Source organism: Paenibacillus oryziterrae, from assembly GCF_042610485.1.
Lineage (GTDB): Bacteria > Bacillota > Bacilli > Paenibacillales > Paenibacillaceae > Paenibacillus_AQ.
Window position 1 is genome coordinate 286,285 of sequence record NZ_JBGJZO010000002.1, and the last position, 18,282, is coordinate 304,566.

Genomic DNA, 18,282 nt, shown 5'->3' on the forward strand with positions numbered 1-18,282 from the left:
AATTTGCAAAAGCAGCATGGATGCTGCGGAATCTTATGACAGACCGTAATCGCGGGTCAAACCAGCCAATCCATCTTTATAGCCGCTGCCGATCGCGCTGAATTTCCACTCGCCGTTGTTGCGGTACAGTTCGCCCACCACTACGCCGGTTTCAATCGAGAAGTCTTCGCCAAGATCGAAACGGATCAGTTCTTCAGTTGAGGCATCATTTACAATGCGCACGTAGGAACGGGAGACTTGTCCGAAATTCTGGCTTCTTTGTTCAGCTTCATAGATGGTAATGGTGAATGCTACTTTCTCCACATCCGCTGGAATGGCGAGCAAATCGATTTGGATTTGCTCATCATCGCCATCACCTTCGCCTGTACGGTTATCACCCGTATGAACAACAGAACCGTTCTCGTTTTGTTTATTGTTAAAGAAGATAAAGTTAGTCTCCTTGTCCACTTTTCCGTTAGCATTCGTTAAGAATACGGATACATCAAGGTCAAAATCCTTACCGCCATCATATTTGTTCGTATCCCAGCCTAGTCCAACCGTAATCTTGGAGAGTCCCGGGTTGGTTTTAGTTAAATCAATTTTTTGACCCTTGGATAGATTAATTGCCATTAGTAGAAACCCCTCTTCTTCGATTTGGATTTAGATGTAACGTTCTGCCAATTGGTTAATATGCGCCGCATGACTGCCTTCGCCGATAGCGGAGAATTTCCACTCCCCGTTGTTACGGTACAGCTCGCCGCAGATCAGCGCGGTAAAACCATTGTAATTGTCTGAGAGATTAAACTTAATCAGTTCATTGTTATTCGCTGCATTCATGATCCGGATGTACGCTGACTTGATCATACCAAAGTCCTGTTTACGGTTCACAGCATCATAAATGTTGACCACAACAAGAATCTTGTGTACATCAGCAGGAACAGCCGCCAGGTTCACATTGATTTGTTCGTCGTCGCCATCCCCTTCTCCAGTCAGGTTATCCCCCGAGTGGATTACGGATTGATCTGCACTCTGCTTATTATGGAAGCATACAAGATTGGTCTTCTTGGCCAGCTTGCCGTCTTCACTCAGCAGAAGTGCCGAAGCGTCACAGTCTATGTTCGCCTGCTTCTTTGTTCCAAAAAATCCGCTCTTTACCTCAACCGGGTCCCAACCCAAACCTACAACTACCTTCGTAAGTCCCGCATTGCCTTTGGTCAAATCAATCTTCTGACCCTTTACCAGATTAATTCCAGCCAACTTCATATACCTCCATTTCTGAAACTATCAGACTCTGAAATCCGGTGATTGGATGTCTTACCACTGATACGGCAGAAACCCAATAACGTTTCAGATGATTTATGAAATTCCAAGAAGAGCCTTACAGGCTGAATTCACTCGGACTCAAGCCAAGCACACTGCAGATATTCCGTACAATCGCTTTTTCACTATCATCAAAATCCCCGTCCGCTGCCCCGATGGCACAGCATACGGCAATAATAACTCTGCCGACTTCAGGCTTGTTGCTAAATTTGGCGATCGCCTTCAGCGCTTCCTGTTTGCCGATTTCCGGAGAGAAGTCGAAATTGCTGACATAGAAATTGAATTGCGTAATAACATCTCTCATGTCAAACACCTTGAGCTCATTGCTCAGGTTCATGTATCCTGCCATTTTATTTTTTTCAGCATCCTGGATTTTACCGTCAGCCGCCGCAACAAGGGCGCAGCCCGCGACAATCGCGTTCATAAAATCCTTATTTTTAAACTTCTTGACTTGATCATTCAACCCGTTTTTTGTCGTGTTCAACCAATTTTTAAATGTGCTCATCGTATTCTCCTTCTATCATTGTAATGGATGATAATCAAAGACTATTTCAGAGCCTCCCTTCTTTAATCCGGGCTAATTGCATTCCGCTGGCACCCTGTACCTGTACCAGGTTACCCTTCTAATATAACCCATAAAAAAACAATATTCTACTTTGTGGAAAAAGGGCCCCAAGAAGGAGCCCATCGTTTGAAAAAACCTTGAATATCATTACAATACCTTAGAAAGAAAAACCTGTGTGCGCTCCTGCTGCGGGTTCCCAAAGATCTGCTCAGGTGTACCTTCCTCCACTACGGAACCCTGCTCCATAAACAGGACACGGTCGCCCACCTCGCGGGCAAATCCCATTTCGTGTGTGACCACGACCATCGTCATCCCTTCAGCCGCCAGGTCCTTCATCACTGCCAGCACTTCCCCGACCATCTCAGGATCGAGCGCTGAGGTGGGTTCGTCGAACAGCATGATCTTCGGTTCCATTGCAAGCGCCCGGGCAATCGCCACCCGCTGGGCTTGGCCGCCGGAGAGCGAAGCCGGATATACCTCCGCTTTTTCGGATAAACCGACTTTATCGAGAAGCTCCAACGCCTTTTGGCGCGCTTTGTCCGGCGTCCACTTCCGCACCTGAACCGGGGCCAGCATAATGTTCTCGATGACCTTCTTGTGCGGAAACAAGTTAAACTGCTGAAATACCATCCCCAGCTCGGTGCGGATATCGTTAATACGTGTGTTCTTATCCATAAGCGAGGTGCCTTCGATGAGAATCTCTCCACCCTGCGGCTGCTCCAGCAGATTCAGGCAGCGCAGAAATGTCGATTTCCCCGATCCTGAGGGTCCGATGACAACTACAACCTCACCATTATATATATCCACATTAATGTCGCTTAACACGGTGTGGCTGCCGAACGCTTTATGCAACTTTTTCACAGAAATCATAGGTTCCATAGCGGGTTACATCCTCCGTTCAACATAATTCAGCAGCTTGCTGAGCGAGTACGTAAGAATGAAATAAATGAGTGCAGCAGACAGGTAAGGCTCCCAGATCCGTGCATATTGGCCTTTCATCGTGTTGCTCCAATACATGATTTCCGGTGCCGCCACCAGCGCGAGCAGTGATGAATCCTTCACCAGCACGATAAACTCATTACCGAAGGCTGGAACCATCCGTTTGATCGCCTGGGGGAGAATAATGAAGCGCATGGTCTGCCATTTCGTCATACCCAGCGACAGCGCAGCCTCCCTCTGTCCCACATCAATAGACTGGATCCCTGCGCGGAAGATCTCGGCGGAATACGCCGCGGAATTAAGCGAAAGCGCGACAAAAGCGGTCATCAGCGCGTTCGTCTTCCCGTAAAACGGCGGAATCACCCCAAAGTGCACAATCAGGATCTGCACATAGAGCGGAGTGCCCCGGAAGAAGTTAATGTAAGAGTGAAAAGGCCAGCGAAAATACCATTTGGGTGCCATTTTGCCAAAGCCGATCCCAAGACCCAGAATAGACCCAAATAAAATGGAAACCACAGAGATGCCGATGGTAAGCATGGTGCCCCTGAATAGGACCGGTAAATAATGCCCGATGATGTCAAATCTAAAATCCATAGTACTCTTCCCTTCTCTTCTGCTGTTTAAGATGAACATTGACTCTATCATGCTGGCAACGGGCTTAACTTCGGTGAATGTTTGGACTTTCGGCCGCTGTTGTCCCCGGATGTTTCTGATTGTACCGCTCTTCGCGGATAACATCCGGTGACAAAGGCGGTCGCTACCGCTCCTACAGTTCCAAACTTCACCTACGTTTATCCCTTTCAGCATTGAGTTTCAAGTGCATCTTAATTTTCTCTTTTTTTGTTGCAGTTAAAAAAAGAAGCATGCGCAATAGCTATCATTACGCATGCTTTATTGTCACTCTTGCTTACTGTGCGCTCTTCAGGTTATCCATATTTGGTTCTTCGCCAAACCATGTTTTGTAGATTTCAGCGTACTTGCCGTTATCCATAATGGCCTTGATTGCCGGATCAAGCTTGGCTTTCAGCTCGCTGCCTTTAGGGTACAGGATACCGTAATACTCAGAACCAAAGTTGTCAGGATCCACGATGCCTACGAATTTCTTGTCCGGATTGTTCTTGATGTATTCACGCACGATCGCGATATCGGCTACTACCGCATCCGCCCCACCGGCATCCAGTTCCATCAGTGCTACTGCGTTGCTATCGAAGCGTTTCAGGTTGGTATTGTCCACACCCATAATCCCGCTCATCAGATCATCTGCTGTTGTCGCGCCTTGGATCGCTACTACCTTATCCTTCAGATCCAGGGCGGATTTGATGTCACTGCCTTCTTTAACCATGATCATGTTAGTAGATTCGAAATAAGGAATGGAATAGTCATATGTTTCTTTGCGCTCATCTGTAATGGATACTGAGGAAATTCCGGCTTTGTACTCTGTGCCTTGCTTGACACTTGTCAGCATGGTGTCCCAACCCGTATTCACGACCTCGTAATTCATGCCCGCTTCTTCCATAACCGCTTTGATGAAATCAATATCAAAACCTTTGATTGTGTCGGTATCCATATATTCCATCGGAGCATAACTCGCGTCACTGGCAAACATGATTTTCTCGCCGCCCGAATTGCCGCTGCTCTCATTATTTGAACCACAACCCACAAGCGCAAGCAATAATAATGCCACTAAACCTGACATCAACCATTTCTTTCTATTCATCATTCTCCGATTCCCCCCACGTATTTATAAAATAACTTAAGGAGATTTTATCAGATTAAAGCGATGGTGACAATTAAGTTTTCTCATCAATGTTAGTTAATGTTACATAATATCAATAGATTGTAACATTTACTGTGCAGTCCAGCCCCCGTCTACCAGAAGAGTAGTTCCTGTCACCATATTTCCAGCCGGAGATGCCAGATAGATAACAGCTCCTGCCACGTCCCGGAGTTCGGCTACACGATTCGCAGGAATGCGTTTCACAACGTTCTGATAATATTCCGGGTTATCGAGCCGCTCTGCAGTTCCTGGCGTGTAGGTGAAGGTAGGAGCCACCGCATTCACATTAACCCCATGCCGGGACCATTCGAGCGCCAGCACACGCGTCAACTGATTCACCCCTCCCTTGGAGGCGCAGTACACCGCATGATCGACAATTCCAACCACACTGGCCTGGGAACTCATATTCACGATTCGTCCATAGCCCTGCTTCAGCATGATTCTCCCCGCCGCCTGGCAGCAGAAAAAAAGTCCCTTCAGATTCACATCCATCATGCTGTCCCAATCGTCTTCAGTCACATCTATCGCCGCATGGTTCGCGCCAAGTCCCGCATTATTTACGAGAATATCAATCCGGCCAAACGTTTCGCTGATCTCGTTCATGACAACGCCAATTTGCGGAATGTCCGTAACATCAAGCCGCCGGACCTCTGCTTCTCTACCTTCCGAGCGGATTTCTGCGGCAGTAGCTTCCAGCGCGTCCACGCTGCGAGCAGAAAGAATCACCTTGGCACCCGCATTCGCCAGTGCTTTGGCCAGCCCTTGTCCAATTCCCATGCTTGCCCCTGTAATAACAGCGATTTTGCCGTTCAGATCAAATGTTGGATACATCATGAATTCCTCCTAATTATTAAACCCTTATATTTATACAAAAACGGGCACCGCAAGTGATCATTATCAGCTTGGCAGTACCCGTTATCCTGTAAGAAACCGCGCTGCCTGCAGCAGCTCCGGTGCCTGGAACTTCATTCATTCTTAAAACGTTAAATCTCCGTCATACGAAGCAATCAGACGATACAATTCCGGACGGCGGTCGCGGAAGATCCCCCATTCAATCCGACCCACTTCCAAAGCGTCCAGATCAAATTCGCTGACCAATACAGCTCTTTCATCCCGTCCTGCTTCCACAATCTTGTTCCCTTGCGGTCCTGCAATAAACGAGGAGCCGTAGAAGTTGATGCTGGACTCTTCGTCGCTCTCCTCACCAATACGGTTGGAAGCAACGACTGGAATCAGATTGGCTGCCGCATGTCCCAGCATGCAGGTCTGCCAGTGATCCTTGGAATCGATGGAGCCGTCCTGCGGCTCAGAGCCGATAGCTGTAGGGTAGAAAAGAATCTCCGCACCCATCAGGCTCATAACGCGTGCCGCTTCCGGATACCATTGGTCCCAGCATACGCCTACGCCGATTTTGGCATAACGGGTGTTCCATACCTTAAAGCCGGTATCGCCAGGGTTGAAGTAGAACTTCTCCTCATAGCCAGGACCGTCGGGGATATGGCTTTTGCGGTATTTGCCCAGTACGGTTCCATCAGCATCAATGACAGCCAATGAGTTGTAACGCGCATAATTCTTCTTCTCATAGAAGCTGATCGGCAGTACGACCTGCAGCTCTTTGGCCACCGCCTTAAAGTGGTTCACCGCTTTGTTCTGTTCCAACTCTGTGGCATAGCTATAATAATCCGATTTCTCCTTCTGGCAGAAATACGGGGTCTCAAACAGTTCCTGCAGCAAAATAATCTGAGCACCTTGTGCCGCAGCTTCTCTTACAAGCGTCTCGGCGTTTTTGATATTTTCTTCAATGTTGCCAGTACAGCTCATCTGCGTGGCAGCTACTTTAACTTTTCTCACGTTGTTGTCTCCTCCTTGCAGTAAGTTACTTGGCAGCAGGCATCTGCTGCGTGGTGCAGTGTACATTTCCGCCTTCACGAATGACTGCCATTCCATTAACCGTACGGATTCTGCGATCCGGGAATATGCCGGCTAACACCTCTTCCGCAAGCTTATCTGTCTCAGCAGCAGTGCCGCCGAATACAGGTAGGATGATGCCGCCATTCACGAAATAAAAATTCAGGTAGCTCAGCGTCAGACGGCTGTCTTCATGATCCACACGCGGTGGCTGGGCAATCTGGATAATCTCCAGCTTCCGGCCTTTGGCATCAACAGCATTCTCCAGTATGCTCAAATTCTCCTGCGTAATTTCATAGTTCTCATCCTGCGGATCGTCACACACTTGAATTATTACTTTACCTGGTGCTGCAAAGCAGGCGATGTTATCGACATGACCATCGGTTTCATCCCCGCTGAGGCCACGCTTCAGCCAGATGATCTGCTCTGCTCCCGTGTACTTGCGAACATAATCTTCAATATCTCCGCGGCCAAGCTCCGGATTACGATTCGTATTCAGCAGGCATTCCTCGGTTGTCAGCAGTGTACCCTCTCCATCGCTATGAATAGAGCCGCCTTCCATAACAAGCGGTGCATCAAATTGGGCAACCTTAAGGCTCTCCAGGATTTGCGGAGCCACCTTGTCGTCCAGATCCCAAGGGGAATACTTGCCGCCCCAGGCGTTAAACTTCCAGTTCACCCCGGCCAGCTTGCCTTCCTTGTCCAGCACGAAGGTGGGACCGTTATCTCGGAGCCAGGCATCACTGTGCTCAACCGGCAGCAGCGTTACTTGCGGGCCTCCGATAAGACGTTCCACGGCATCAAGCTCTTCCGGATTCACCACAACCGTTACCGGCTCGAATTCAGCAATAGCCTTGATAATATCTGCATACCCTTGGCATACAGATTCATGATCTTCCGGGAAACACATGGATGCCTGCACCGGCCAGGATATAAAAGTACGTTCATGTTCGGCCCATTCGGCCGGCATGCTATAGTTCAAATCTCTAGGATACATTTCGTTAGCTACCTTTACTGTTAAATTTAGAGCCAGCTTACCCCAAAGCTCCATCTCCCATCATACAATAATATAGGGGTGGGCTCAATTGCCCGACAGCAATAGTCGACAGGAAATAACCAGATCTCCACAAGCATTTCAGGTTTTTTCTTGTATTAATAACATAAAATTCATATTTACGACGAATATAAGATATTGACCACCGGATTATTCAGCATGATAATAAAAGGAATATTATTCTAAAATATGGATTCTCAACACGGGAGTTGATATTGAATTGGGTCTCTCATCCACGATACAGGCAGAATTGGAAGATTATCTGAAGCAAGAGACATTGACGCTGACACAATTCGCCGAGCGCTCCGGCCTCCATTCCGGGACTCTCAGCAATATTATCCACGGACGCCGACCCATTGCCATGCATCAGCTTGACCGGATTACTCTGGGAATGGGACAGCCGGAAGGCGCTTTTTATGAACGGTATATAGACAATTACATCATAGAAGGCACTACCGATTGGCGGCGGATCGGGCCACTACTGCACAGGTGTGCGGAACTGGACAAGCTTGACTCCATTCAGCGCATTGTTCAACATGTGATGGACAATCTTATGTATTCTCCTCTGCTGTTTGATATGGCCGAGGATTTACTGGCTGAAGGATACCGTACAGCCGCAGCCCTTCTCTATGAAAATGTAGCCGAAGGAGAGAAGCTTCAGCATTCCGAACGCTTGGCGCTATGCCATTACCGGTTGTTCACGCTCGCCCTCTGTGATTGCCAGGACGTTAACCTGCGCGCCGCTAACCAATTTGAGCCATTTGTTGAGCGGTTAGATGAAGCTGATCAACTCGATGCACTGAAGCATTTAGCAGATGTCTTCGCATCACTGCACAGATGGGACAAAGTGAGTGAATTGGCTGAGCAATTAGTCAACAAGGCTACTATTCAATATAAAAACCGGGGTAAGGCGGAGGTACTGAAACGCACCGTCCGTCCACTTATTTACTATATTTTATATGGTTATCTACTCCATTCTCTAGTTTCAGATGAATACTGTGACTATATGAAGGCACTCTCCTATGCTTCACTCTATTCGGATATGAGCTGGATAACCTACCCTGTAAGTGAAGAAGAAGAACGGGTCATAGAGCAATTTAAAGAGTGGTCGACGGCCAATACGCTTCTTTATCGCTTAATGGCAGGACAAGTAGAGGTGCTCCCCGACTACGTTAACTATTTCGAATCGCGGGAGAATGAAATATTCCTTGCCCTCTTTAAAATTACACAAGCAGCCAACCGCTACAAGATTAATGTCGATGATATCCTTCATCGGTTCAAGAAACATATGAGCTATAGAGATCAATACAGCCGTCTGGGCAAATTCAATCCTCAACTAACTAGTGATAGATATACACAATTTCTTACTGAATTAGCCATGTATTATTTTGGACAAGAAAAATTAGAAGATGGCTTCAATTATTTATTGGGATCATTGGAATTATCTGCTACAATTAGAAGTAATTCCAGCATCGTAAGATGTGTGGGATTGTTTGAGAAATATCGGGACTTTGCAGCCCCGAATCACAAACAAAGATATACAAATCTAATTAGTGAGGTGCAACGGATCAATGAAGAAAAAGATTGCTTTATTACTGGCAGTAGTTAGTATCCTTCTCGTCTTTGCGATTCCAGTAAACGCATCCAGCAGTAACTCTGATCAGAACCAAGCAGTACTACAGCTTATGACTCATGGTGCTGGCGGCTAAGAGAATCACAGGTTAGTCTGCGCCCTAATACTTGAAAGAATTACATACTCCAGGCGTATACAATAAAGAAGGCGTTTCCCGATTAATCCGGGAGCGCCTTCTTTTGCGGGAAACACTGAATAAACGAACTCACTGCCAATCATTTACAACCCCATATTTTGACACCTTATACTATAATATTACATGAAGGGGGTTGTATATCATGCCGGCTAACCAGCAAACCATTCTGCTTCGTGTGGAGAAAGCCCGGGAGAAACTTCATCAAACCCAAAACAAGTATGGCCTCTTGACACATCCCAAAGTCATCGAACAATCCATGAGACTGGATAAGCTGTTAAATCAATATCATTCTAATAAAATAGCGGTTAGCTAATAGCCTTTGCCACATCTCTACTGCATACAAATCGAGTCATGGAGGATACCATGTTTATTCCTGTCTTCGCAATACTGACGATGCAACAGACGCTTCTTGTTATTACCTTGCTCGGTTTAAATGTCGGCGCCATTCTTTGGATGGGGCTGCACAAGAAAAAGGGAACCCGCTACTGACAGCTTCCCCCATTAGAATATTCTGCTCACACCCGGATCTTCATAACCTAATGTGTTTTACTTGGTTACCATTGAAGTCCTTAACCGTGAACTCCCCATTATCCAGAATACCGTAGCTGTTCGGGAAATTCCCTTTCGGCAGGGAGATTGACCCTGGATTAAGCACATAAATGCCTTCCTTGAGCTCTGCTACCGGAATATGGGTATGTCCTTGAATGAAAATATCGTTCTCCCGCAGTGCCGGCAGGTGTTCCATGCTGAAGCCATGTCCGTGCGTGGCATAAATGCGTCTTCCCTCGTGAAAGATCATGACGTAGTCACCCATCATCGGGAACTCCAGTAACATCTGATCTACTTCCGCATCGCAGTTTCCCCTCACCGCCATGATCTTTGAAGCAACCTTATTGAGTCTAGCGGCTACTCCTTGCGGATCATATCCGTCCGGCAACGGATTCCTCGGTCCATGGTACAGGAAATCCCCCAGAAAAACCAGTTGATCCGGCTTTTCCTCCTCTACCTTCTCCAGCACCTTCTCCAGCCAGTAAAGTGATCCATGAATATCGGAAATAAACATAAGCTTCATATGAGGTTCCTCCACTATTTGTATTTCTGCTATATAACTTATTTTAACTGTGCCGCTGCAGGAAAAGCAAAACGGACGCCCCGTAGAGCGCCCGCGTAAAATCAGCATGGCTTCGCGTTACTCTGAATGCTTAAGGCAGGTTGGAGGATCCCATTAAATAACGGTCTACTTCACGGGCTGTCTGCCGTCCCTCGTTGATCGCCCAGACCACAAGACTTTGACCCCGGCGCATATCACCTGCAGTAAATACACCCTGCACATTGGTCATTTGCTTGCCGAACTCTGCTTTGACATTAGAACGTTCATCCCGCTCGATGCCAAGCTCTGAAAGCGCCGTTTCTTCCGGTCCGGTGAAGCCCATAGCCAGCAGTACCAGCTGCGCCTTCAGCACTTCTTCGCTGCCCGGCACTTCTACAGGAATCATCCGGCCATTCTCTTTCATCCACTCGATCTTAACCGTGTGTACTTCCTGTACATTTCCGTCCGCATCACCAGCGAACCGTTTCGTCGAAACCAGATACCGGCGTGGATCCTGCTCATACAAGGAAGCAGCTTCTTCCTGACCATAATCCACTTTAAGCACCTTCGGATATTCCGGCCAAGGGTTACCCGGCTGCCGGCTCAAAGGAGACTGCGGCATAATCTCCAATTGGATTACGCTATTGCAGCCATGTCTGATAGAAGTAGCTACGCAGTCCGTACCCGTGTCTCCACCGCCAATAACGATTACGTCCTTGCCTTCCGCCGACAGATACTGCCCATCGGTCAGATTGGAATCCAGCAGACTCTTCGTGTTCAGCGTCAGGAATTCCATCGCCTGATGGATTCCCGAAAGACTGCGGCCCTCCAGAGGCAAATCGCGGGCTGTTGTAGAACCCCCACACAACACAACTGCATCAAATTCTGCCTTCAATTCTTCCATGCTAATATGTTTGCCGATCTCTGTGCCGGTAATAAAGGTGATGCCTTCAGCAGCTAGCAGATCCACCCGCCGTTGCACGGTTTGCTTGTCGAGCTTCATATTAGGAATGCCATAAGTCAACAGTCCACCGATACGGTCAGCCCGCTCATATACGGTTACAGCGTGCCCTGCCTTGTTGAGCTGCGCCGCACATGCCAACCCCGCAGGACCGGAGCCGACAACAGCAACCTTCTTGCCGGTCCGCGCAAGCGGCGGCTCAGGTTTGATCCAGCCTTCGGCGAAACCCTTGTCCACGATCGCCTTCTCAATCGACTTAATGGTTACAGGCTTGCCGTTCATACCTACCGTACAAGCTCCTTCACATGGAGCAGGACATACACGTCCGGTAAATTCAGGGAAATTATTGGTCTTGTGCAGCCGTTTGAGTGCAACTTCCCAATTTCCGCGGTATACCAGATCATTCCACTCCGGTATAAGATTATGCACAGGACAGCCGGAAGCCATTCCTGATAATAAACGTCCTACATGGCAAAACGGCGTTCCGCAGTCCATGCACCGCGCTCCTTGCTCACGCAGCTTCTCTTCTTCCATCGGTACCGAGAATTCATCCCAGTTCTTAATCCGCTCCAGTGTCGCGCACTCCGCGGGTGTCTGACGTTGATATTCTAAAAATCCCGTAGCTTTACCCATGCCCTTCATCCTCCGAGTCTATCTTAGTGGTCCGCCAGAAAGTTAGGCGGTGCTGTCTCATGCTATGCCTCCGGCTACCTCAAAAATCCATCGCAGCAGCCGTTTTTGATATACCGCTGTAAAGCGGAGAAGCGATAAGCTAAGCAGAAACGGCTTCGCCGTACTTTTAAGGACGGCCTCCGTTTCTCGTAAAAAATATAAGGCTAATCTTCGGTGTGAAACTTAAGTTTCTTATATCTCGCAAAAAAGGCATCTCCACCTCTGTTCCAAGCTCTCGTACGGCTTGAATAGGGGAAGAAATGCCTTTATATTATCATCCGCATTTCAATTCTGTAATGAATAATGTCACCATGAGAGAAACAATATCTTCAAAATGAGCTACTCCCGTTATTACTGTACTGCGAGCACAATCATTCCGACTTTTTGGACCGATAAAACGCCGTTTTCAAGACCTCCTGCCAGTTCCTCTCCAAACAGGATGCCCCACTCTCCAAGCTGCGGCAACTCAAGGACCACACCGTCCGGGTTGGCATTGTACAGCACATATAAATGCTCAGCGGAGTCACCTCCTGCATGGTTGCGGAGCGTGTAGGCAACAGAATGATCCGGACTTTCTTCAAATATCAGCCGGTCGCGGATTTCATCTGCGGTTCGAAGCCTGAACGCAGGATGGGCTTTGCGCAGGGCAATCAGTTTCTTCATGTATTCCACAGATTCTGTATGAATGGCGCAACGTTCCCAATCCATCCAATTGATCTCCACCGGTGATTTATAGCTGTTCTCCACACCATCCTTTGTGCGCATGAACTCCTGGCCAGCATGAATAAAAGGAATCCCCTGGCTCGTCAGCATAATAGCTGATGCAAGGTGATGCATCGCACGAAGTTCCTCTTCACTTTCTGTCTTAGCGGATAGCAGAAGTTTATCCCACAGGGTGTGATTGTCATGGCACTCAACATAATTGACGGCTTGCTGCGGTTCCTGGGCATACTGCCCCATGCCTGGCGCGTAATAGATTCCTCCGGCAATTCCTATCTTCACATTACGTTCAAAACCAATTCCGCCGCTGATAAATCCCCGCTGGTCATGCAGAAAAATATTACCTTTAACCGCATCACGGAATCCATCGTTAAAATGGCCGATTCCCGGCAGCTGATTAGCATGGCTCTGATTGGCCCGTTGGTACTCAGGCAGCTCTGTCCCCATTACCCAGCCCTCACCAATGGTCAGAATCGATGGGTCGATTTCATCCAGACGTCGGCGAATCTCCGTCATTGTGCCGATATCCATCAGTCCCATCAGGTCAAACCGGAAACCGTCCAAATGGTACTCCTGCACCCAATGCAGTACGGAATCTACGATAAACCGCGACATCATCGCACGTTCAGTCGCACAATCATTGCCGCAGCCAGAGCCGTTCGACAAGCTTCCGTCAGCCTTATAACGCAAATAATAACCAGGTACCAGCTTGGTGAAATTCACACGATAGCCGTCATACACATGGTTGTATACGACATCCATAATGATGCGGAGTCCCCGGTCGTGCAGCTTCTGAATCAGTGTCTTCAGCTCATTGATACGCACTCCCGGAAGATAGGGATCGCTGGCATAGGAGCCTTCAGGCACATTGTAATTCTTCGGATCATATCCCCAGTTGTAGTGCGGCTGGTCGAGCTTTGTCTCATCGACACTTTCCGTCGCATAGTCATAGATAGGCAGAAGCTGTACATGGGTTACTCCGAGATCGGCGATATGATCGAGACCGGTTGCGATCTCCCCAGGCCCCCGCGTCCCCTCCTCGGCGAGCCCGAGATAACCTCCCGCATGGCTAATCCCGCTGGCCGGATGAATGGACAAATCACGAAGATGCAGTTCATAGATCACAGCGTCCACAGGATCTTCCAGAGGAGGCTTATCCTCATTCCAATGTTCCGGGTCGGTCTTCCGCATATCGATGATGGCTCCCCGGTCCCCGTTCACTCCTACTGCCCGCGCATACGGATCAACCGCCTCATTCCACTGCTCTCCGATACGCACGCGGTATGTATAGAACAGGCCCTCCAGATCTTCTGGAACCGTCAGGGTCCAGGTTCCCCGGATATCCCGGGCCAATGGCAGCCTGCGTTGTGCTTCACCGTTCCAGGAAGGGTACAATACGACTTCCGCCTCCTGCGACGTTGGCGCCCATAGCCGGAAAGACGATACGCTCTGGGAATAGGAGAGTCCCAGGTCATTACCGTCATATCGGAATAAATCATCAAAATCCCGTGCGAAGACTGAAACGCGAGGTGCTATGCTATCCCCGTAATAAATCGGTTCGTCCATTTCCTTTTGTACCGACACGACCATCGATCCCCTTTACCTCTTATTAAGAGGCATTATAGTATGTTTTGAACCGCTAGTGCAAACGTTTGAATCATATGTTTAAAGAAAAAGACTGCTCTGTTTCTCTTTCATCACAGCGGCTCCGGAGTTTCTTCAATACTCAATCCTATCATCGTTACAATAGGTTTGTTACGGTTGTAATCAATCCAGCGTTCCTGGCTGGGCGTATAACCATGGTCCACAGTCCTCGTTCCATTATCCAGAACAATCAGCTTTTGCATTCTCCCCTCTTCCTCATATCCGATTCCCAGCACCCAGTGATAATCAAAGGCATACTGCCCTTTCCAGTGAAAGCTAAACCATTTGTCGAATTTGACTGCTATCGGCCGTCCGGCATCGATCTCTGCCTTATACCGACCGAAATCATTAAATGTAATGATGGGGAAATCCCGGCGATACCCGTCTCGCGGTCCGGAGAAAGCACCGATATATTTCTTCAGGCCTCTGATGAAGCCTCGTACACTCATTCCCCAAGGGGCTCCCCCGTGATGAAGGTATATATAATTAATATGCGCTTCTTTGGAATGAAAATGACTTTTTCCGCGAATAAAGGCCAGGTTCTGCCTTGTATTCCAGTATTCCGCCATGGCCGCCATAGTCGTCGGCCCGCAGGCAGAGGATGGGGAGACCACCCCTGCAGCCCATTGGGTATACGGTTCAACCTGAAGTTTTTTGATGGTAGGGCTCATGACTCTATCCCCTGTCCATTTGTGCATGGCTGGTCGCCTGGCTTGAATTGCAGGGTGAAATAGAAATCGGAGCCGCCTTCGGGTCTTTCCTCCATCGCAATTGCACCTCCCATCAACTCCACCAGTTTTTTGCAGATGGCCAGACCCAATCCCGTTCCACCGTACTTACGGTTAATAGCGGAATGCAGCTGGGAGAAGGCTTGAAAGAGCAGATTCCTCTTGTCCTGCGGAATGCCAATTCCGGTGTCCGTAACATGGAATTTCAGCACACTGATCCCGGGACGGGACAACGGATCTTTTTCCACGCGGATTAGAACACTGCCCTCCTCCGTGAACTTGACAGCATTACTGACGAGATTAATCAGTACCTGGCGCAATCTTGCCGCATCGCCCATCAACAAATCCGGCACCTCTTCCTCTACATAACAAGAAAGACGGATACCCTTCTCCTTCGCTTTGGCCGAGAACAAGTCGGTTACACTATCCAATAGCGACTGAAGGCAGATAGGCTCATGATTCAACATCATTTTACCTGCTTCAATCTTACTGAAGTCGAGAATCTCATTGAGAATAGTGAGCAGGGAAGCACTGCTCTTGCTGATAATATCCGAATAGCTTCGCTGTTCTTCATCAAGCTCCGTCCCTGACAATAAATCCGACATCCCAATGATTGCATTCATGGGTGTCCGCAGCTCGTGGCTCATTACCGCCAGAAATTCCGACTTTGCCTGATCTGCCTTCTCTGCGGATTCCTTGGCCCGGATAATCTCCTTCTCATCCGTAATATCTCGGAATACCACCACCGCCCCCTTATGTTCACCCTTGTCTAACAATGGTGTCACCTGATATTCGGCGAGAAAGCTGGAGCCATCCCTGCGCCAAATCACGTCATCTTTGCTCTGGTAGGCTATACCTTCAGAAACCGCTCTCATGAGCGGCGACTCCCCGGATGGGGAGGTTAAACCGGCAGAAGCAGTCTGTCTAATGTTGTACATATAAGGCTGTCCCATTCTTCCGCCGTATTCGAAATCAAGCATCATTGCTCCGGCAGGATTGATGAAGGTTACTGTTCCGTCGGTGTCTACGCCAAAGATCCCTTCAGAAACGGAATTCAAAATAAGGGTATATTCCCGGCTGAGCTTCTCGATTTCAGCAAGGTACCGTATCCGTTCTGTAATATCACGGGAAATGCCGTACACACCAACCACGTTGTCATCAACAACAATTGGAATATTAACTGTATTGATTTCAATCTCATGCCCGTCTTTATGAATAAGCGTCAAGTCATAACTTTGCGGATAACCTTGACTGGCCAGCTTGAAGTGATGGAGCGTACGCTCTATGTCTTTTTCATGCACCACAGGGCCAAAATACATTCCGATCAATTCTTCCAATGTATAGCCGGTCAGCCTCTCCAAATTAGAGTTTGCGGTTAAATAATCTCCCTGTAAACTCATCGAATACACGGCGGATGGATTATATTCAAACAAGGATTTGTATCGCTGCTCATTCTCCTTGAGCTTCAATTCAAATTCCTTACGCTCCGTAATATCGCGGGCAGTTGCCAGAATCTCCTGAACGTTTCCAGCTTCATCATAGATATAGCGGCTTGTCGTTTCGAGCCAGATATAGGAGCCATCCTTGCGCAAATAACGATAGGAGATCGTTGGAATAACCCGCGTCTCCTTGCTCGTCTCTATCAAACCTTCCACACGCAGGAGATCATCGGGATGCAGATAACTGTAAGCACTAGTTCCCAGCATTTCTTCCGGTTCGTAACCAAGCAGCCTCCTGCTGGCGGGTGAGCAATAGATAAAAACGCTGCCCTCAATGGCATGACGACTAATGAGATCCAGTGAGCTCTCCGAGATGTGCCGGTAATTGCGTTCACTCTCCCGAAGCTGCTTCTCCATCTGCATGCGCTCCGTAACATCCTGCATCATTCCGATAAGCTGAAGCGGCTGGCCGGAAGGACTCGTTACTACTTCCCACTGTATGTGAACCGCAAGCGTAGGACCTTCCGGCAGAACCAGCCGGTACGTGGTCTCTCCCGATTCACCCCGGCCGACCGCCTTCTCCACTACCTCATCCACATACGAAACATCTTCCGGGTGGACGAGCTGCCTGAAAGTTTCATAGCGTACGTCAGATGCTTCCAGTGAGTATAAAAGCATTCGGCGGATCTCTTTAGAGAAAGATAGTCTGCCCGTAGTCAGATCCCATATCCATGAACCGATTTTTGCCACCCTTTGTGCAGTGGCCAGAGCTTCCTCACTTTTCTTGCGGTCTGTTACATTTCGGCCAAATGCCAAAATTGCAGTAATCTCGCCCTGCTCATTCCGCACGACCTGAAACGAGGTTTCGAACCAAATAAAATGGCCCTCTTTATGCCGGATGCGCCGGATAAATGTACCTTCCCTTGTCAAAAAATCATCGGGATTCTGTATACTCGAGGTATCCTCGGGATGATAATATTTAAACCGCTGGGTTCCAAGGACCTCTTCGGGTCTGAATCCCAGCAGGTGTTCAATCGAAGCAGACACGAAGCTGATTGTACCGTCAGGCTTAGTGAGGGTAATAATATTCTGTTCACTCTTCAGGACCAGCCTGTAGAGATCCCTGCTCTTAACCTGTAATTGGTCGGTTACTCTCCGGTCTGTAATGTTCTGAGCATACATAATCACCGGGGACGCAAGTTCATCCGGTTCAGCTAGACAGTATACAAGTGACAACCAGATCTGCAGCCCCTGTTTGCTGACAAAGGTCTTTTCCGTTTCGCAGGTGCTTCCGGGAGCATCGTCTAGCGCTCTGCGAACCTCAAGGAATGATGGGAACTCACTGCCTTTAGGGCCCTTTTGGGCCTCACTGAAAAAATGGTCTTGAAGTTCTTCCGAAGAATAGCCGAGCATATAATTCAAAGCGGAATTTGTCTTTATCCAGCGCTCCCCGTCTGAAGACAGCACAGCCATGCCAAGAGGCGACATCGTAAATGCCCTATCCAGAATTCTATTGCCCTTCGTCCAATCCTCCATTGCTGCAGTGCCTTCCATATCAACACTCCTTCGCAGACGTTCCATGAGACAAGTATACGCCAAGTCGAACTGGAAAAAAATCCGCGCCTAATTAAACTTTAAAAAGACTTAGCCGAAGTGTAGATAGTAAATATTGACTGTAAACCCAGTATGATCTATAGTTTTGATAAATAGGATTCCG

Annotated in this window: 16 protein-coding genes; 2 read left to right on the forward strand and 14 right to left on the reverse strand. The window is 48.3% G+C overall.

Features of this window, described 5'->3' with window-relative positions; translation table 11 throughout:
* Nucleotides 1-33 precede the first annotated feature (33 nt).
* From ACAN55_RS03690 to ACAN55_RS03730, 9 genes are all read right to left on the reverse strand, one after another.
* Nucleotides 34-609 (reverse strand): TerD family protein, encoded by a 576-nt coding sequence (locus ACAN55_RS03690; protein ID WP_379128240.1) that lies wholly within the window; start codon nt 607-609, stop codon nt 34-36.
* A 30-nt stretch (nt 610-639) separates the two neighbouring features.
* On the reverse strand, nt 640-1,236 hold the full coding sequence (locus ACAN55_RS03695) for a TerD family protein (protein ID WP_379128242.1): 597 nt from the start codon (nt 1,234-1,236) through the stop codon (nt 640-642).
* A gap of 121 nt (nt 1,237-1,357) precedes the next feature.
* The gene (locus ACAN55_RS03700) at nt 1,358-1,804 is read right to left on the reverse strand and encodes a tellurite resistance TerB family protein (protein WP_379128245.1); all 447 of its coding nucleotides are present in this window, start codon (nt 1,802-1,804) and stop codon (nt 1,358-1,360) included.
* A gap of 207 nt (nt 1,805-2,011) precedes the next feature.
* A complete protein-coding gene (locus tag ACAN55_RS03705) occupies nt 2,012-2,734 on the reverse strand; it encodes an amino acid ABC transporter ATP-binding protein (RefSeq protein ID WP_379128711.1) in 723 nt (240 codons plus the stop codon).
* Between the two features lie 15 nt (nt 2,735-2,749).
* Nucleotides 2,750-3,397 carry an amino acid ABC transporter permease gene (locus ACAN55_RS03710; RefSeq protein ID WP_379128248.1) on the reverse strand — a complete coding sequence of 216 codons (648 nt, stop codon included), beginning with the start codon at nt 3,395-3,397 and terminating at the stop codon, nt 2,750-2,752.
* A 313-nt stretch (nt 3,398-3,710) separates the two neighbouring features.
* The gene (locus tag ACAN55_RS03715) at nt 3,711-4,523 is read right to left on the reverse strand and encodes a basic amino acid ABC transporter substrate-binding protein (RefSeq protein ID WP_379128250.1); all 813 of its coding nucleotides are present in this window, start codon (nt 4,521-4,523) and stop codon (nt 3,711-3,713) included.
* 126 nt (nt 4,524-4,649) lie between these two features.
* Nucleotides 4,650-5,411 (reverse strand): SDR family NAD(P)-dependent oxidoreductase, encoded by a 762-nt coding sequence (locus tag ACAN55_RS03720; protein WP_379128253.1) that lies wholly within the window; start codon nt 5,409-5,411, stop codon nt 4,650-4,652.
* 144 nt (nt 5,412-5,555) lie between these two features.
* Entirely contained in the window at nt 5,556-6,431 is an 876-nt protein-coding gene (gene aguB / locus ACAN55_RS03725; RefSeq protein WP_379128256.1) for an N-carbamoylputrescine amidase, read from the reverse strand.
* A gap of 25 nt (nt 6,432-6,456) precedes the next feature.
* Nucleotides 6,457-7,485: an agmatine deiminase family protein gene (locus ACAN55_RS03730; protein WP_379128713.1), complete on the reverse strand. Its 1,029-nt coding sequence runs from the start codon at nt 7,483-7,485 to the stop codon at nt 6,457-6,459.
* A gap of 277 nt (nt 7,486-7,762) precedes the next feature.
* Between ACAN55_RS03730 and ACAN55_RS03735 the strand changes: the two genes are divergently transcribed.
* On the forward strand, nt 7,763-9,151 hold the full coding sequence (locus ACAN55_RS03735; protein ID WP_379128259.1) for a transcriptional regulator: 1,389 nt from the start codon (nt 7,763-7,765) through the stop codon (nt 9,149-9,151).
* 302 nt (nt 9,152-9,453) lie between these two features.
* Nucleotides 9,454-9,624: an aspartyl-phosphate phosphatase Spo0E family protein gene (locus ACAN55_RS03740; protein ID WP_379128262.1), complete on the forward strand. Its 171-nt coding sequence runs from the start codon at nt 9,454-9,456 to the stop codon at nt 9,622-9,624.
* 216 nt (nt 9,625-9,840) lie between these two features.
* On the opposite strand, the gene yfcE is transcribed toward ACAN55_RS03740, so the two are convergent.
* From yfcE to ACAN55_RS03765, 5 genes are all read right to left on the reverse strand, one after another.
* A complete protein-coding gene (gene yfcE / locus ACAN55_RS03745; protein ID WP_379128264.1) occupies nt 9,841-10,383 on the reverse strand; it encodes a phosphodiesterase in 543 nt (180 codons plus the stop codon).
* A 130-nt stretch (nt 10,384-10,513) separates the two neighbouring features.
* Nucleotides 10,514-11,995: a glutamate synthase subunit beta gene (locus tag ACAN55_RS03750; protein ID WP_379128267.1), complete on the reverse strand. Its 1,482-nt coding sequence runs from the start codon at nt 11,993-11,995 to the stop codon at nt 10,514-10,516.
* Between the two features lie 390 nt (nt 11,996-12,385).
* The gene (pulA, locus tag ACAN55_RS03755) at nt 12,386-14,338 is read right to left on the reverse strand and encodes a type I pullulanase (RefSeq protein ID WP_379128270.1); all 1,953 of its coding nucleotides are present in this window, start codon (nt 14,336-14,338) and stop codon (nt 12,386-12,388) included.
* 113 nt (nt 14,339-14,451) lie between these two features.
* On the reverse strand, nt 14,452-15,069 hold the full coding sequence (locus tag ACAN55_RS03760; protein WP_379128272.1) for a C39 family peptidase: 618 nt from the start codon (nt 15,067-15,069) through the stop codon (nt 14,452-14,454).
* Nucleotides 15,066-18,146, reverse strand: a complete 3,081-nt coding sequence (locus ACAN55_RS03765) for a PAS domain-containing protein (RefSeq protein WP_379128275.1) — start codon at nt 18,144-18,146, stop codon at nt 15,066-15,068. Before ACAN55_RS03765 ends, ACAN55_RS03760 begins: the two co-directional genes overlap by 4 nt.
* Between the last annotated feature and the right edge of the window lie 136 nt (nt 18,147-18,282).

What these genes read in the sequence shown, in the direction of transcription:
- ACAN55_RS03740 (WP_379128262.1), top strand. Translation starts at nt 9,454, where the DNA reads ATGCCGGCTAACCAGCAAACCATTCTGCTTCGTGTGGAGAAAGCCCGG.
- ACAN55_RS03760 (WP_379128272.1), bottom strand. Translation starts at nt 15,069, where the DNA reads ATGAGCCCTACCATCAAAAAACTTCAGGTTGAACCGTATACCCAATGG.
- ACAN55_RS03750 (WP_379128267.1), bottom strand. Translation starts at nt 11,995, where the DNA reads ATGGGTAAAGCTACGGGATTTTTAGAATATCAACGTCAGACACCCGCG.
- ACAN55_RS03690 (WP_379128240.1), bottom strand. Translation starts at nt 609, where the DNA reads ATGGCAATTAATCTATCCAAGGGTCAAAAAATTGATTTAACTAAAACC.
- ACAN55_RS03765 (WP_379128275.1), bottom strand. Translation starts at nt 18,146, where the DNA reads ATGGAACGTCTGCGAAGGAGTGTTGATATGGAAGGCACTGCAGCAATG.
- ACAN55_RS03720 (WP_379128253.1), bottom strand. Translation starts at nt 5,411, where the DNA reads ATGTATCCAACATTTGATCTGAACGGCAAAATCGCTGTTATTACAGGG.
- ACAN55_RS03700 (WP_379128245.1), bottom strand. Translation starts at nt 1,804, where the DNA reads ATGAGCACATTTAAAAATTGGTTGAACACGACAAAAAACGGGTTGAAT.
- ACAN55_RS03705 (WP_379128711.1), bottom strand. Translation starts at nt 2,734, where the DNA reads ATGATTTCTGTGAAAAAGTTGCATAAAGCGTTCGGCAGCCACACCGTG.
- ACAN55_RS03710 (WP_379128248.1), bottom strand. Translation starts at nt 3,397, where the DNA reads ATGGATTTTAGATTTGACATCATCGGGCATTATTTACCGGTCCTATTC.
- yfcE (WP_379128264.1), bottom strand. Translation starts at nt 10,383, where the DNA reads ATGAAGCTTATGTTTATTTCCGATATTCATGGATCACTTTACTGGCTG.
- ACAN55_RS03715 (WP_379128250.1), bottom strand. Translation starts at nt 4,523, where the DNA reads ATGATGAATAGAAAGAAATGGTTGATGTCAGGTTTAGTGGCATTATTA.
- ACAN55_RS03730 (WP_379128713.1), bottom strand. Translation starts at nt 7,485, where the DNA reads ATGTATCCTAGAGATTTGAACTATAGCATGCCGGCCGAATGGGCCGAA.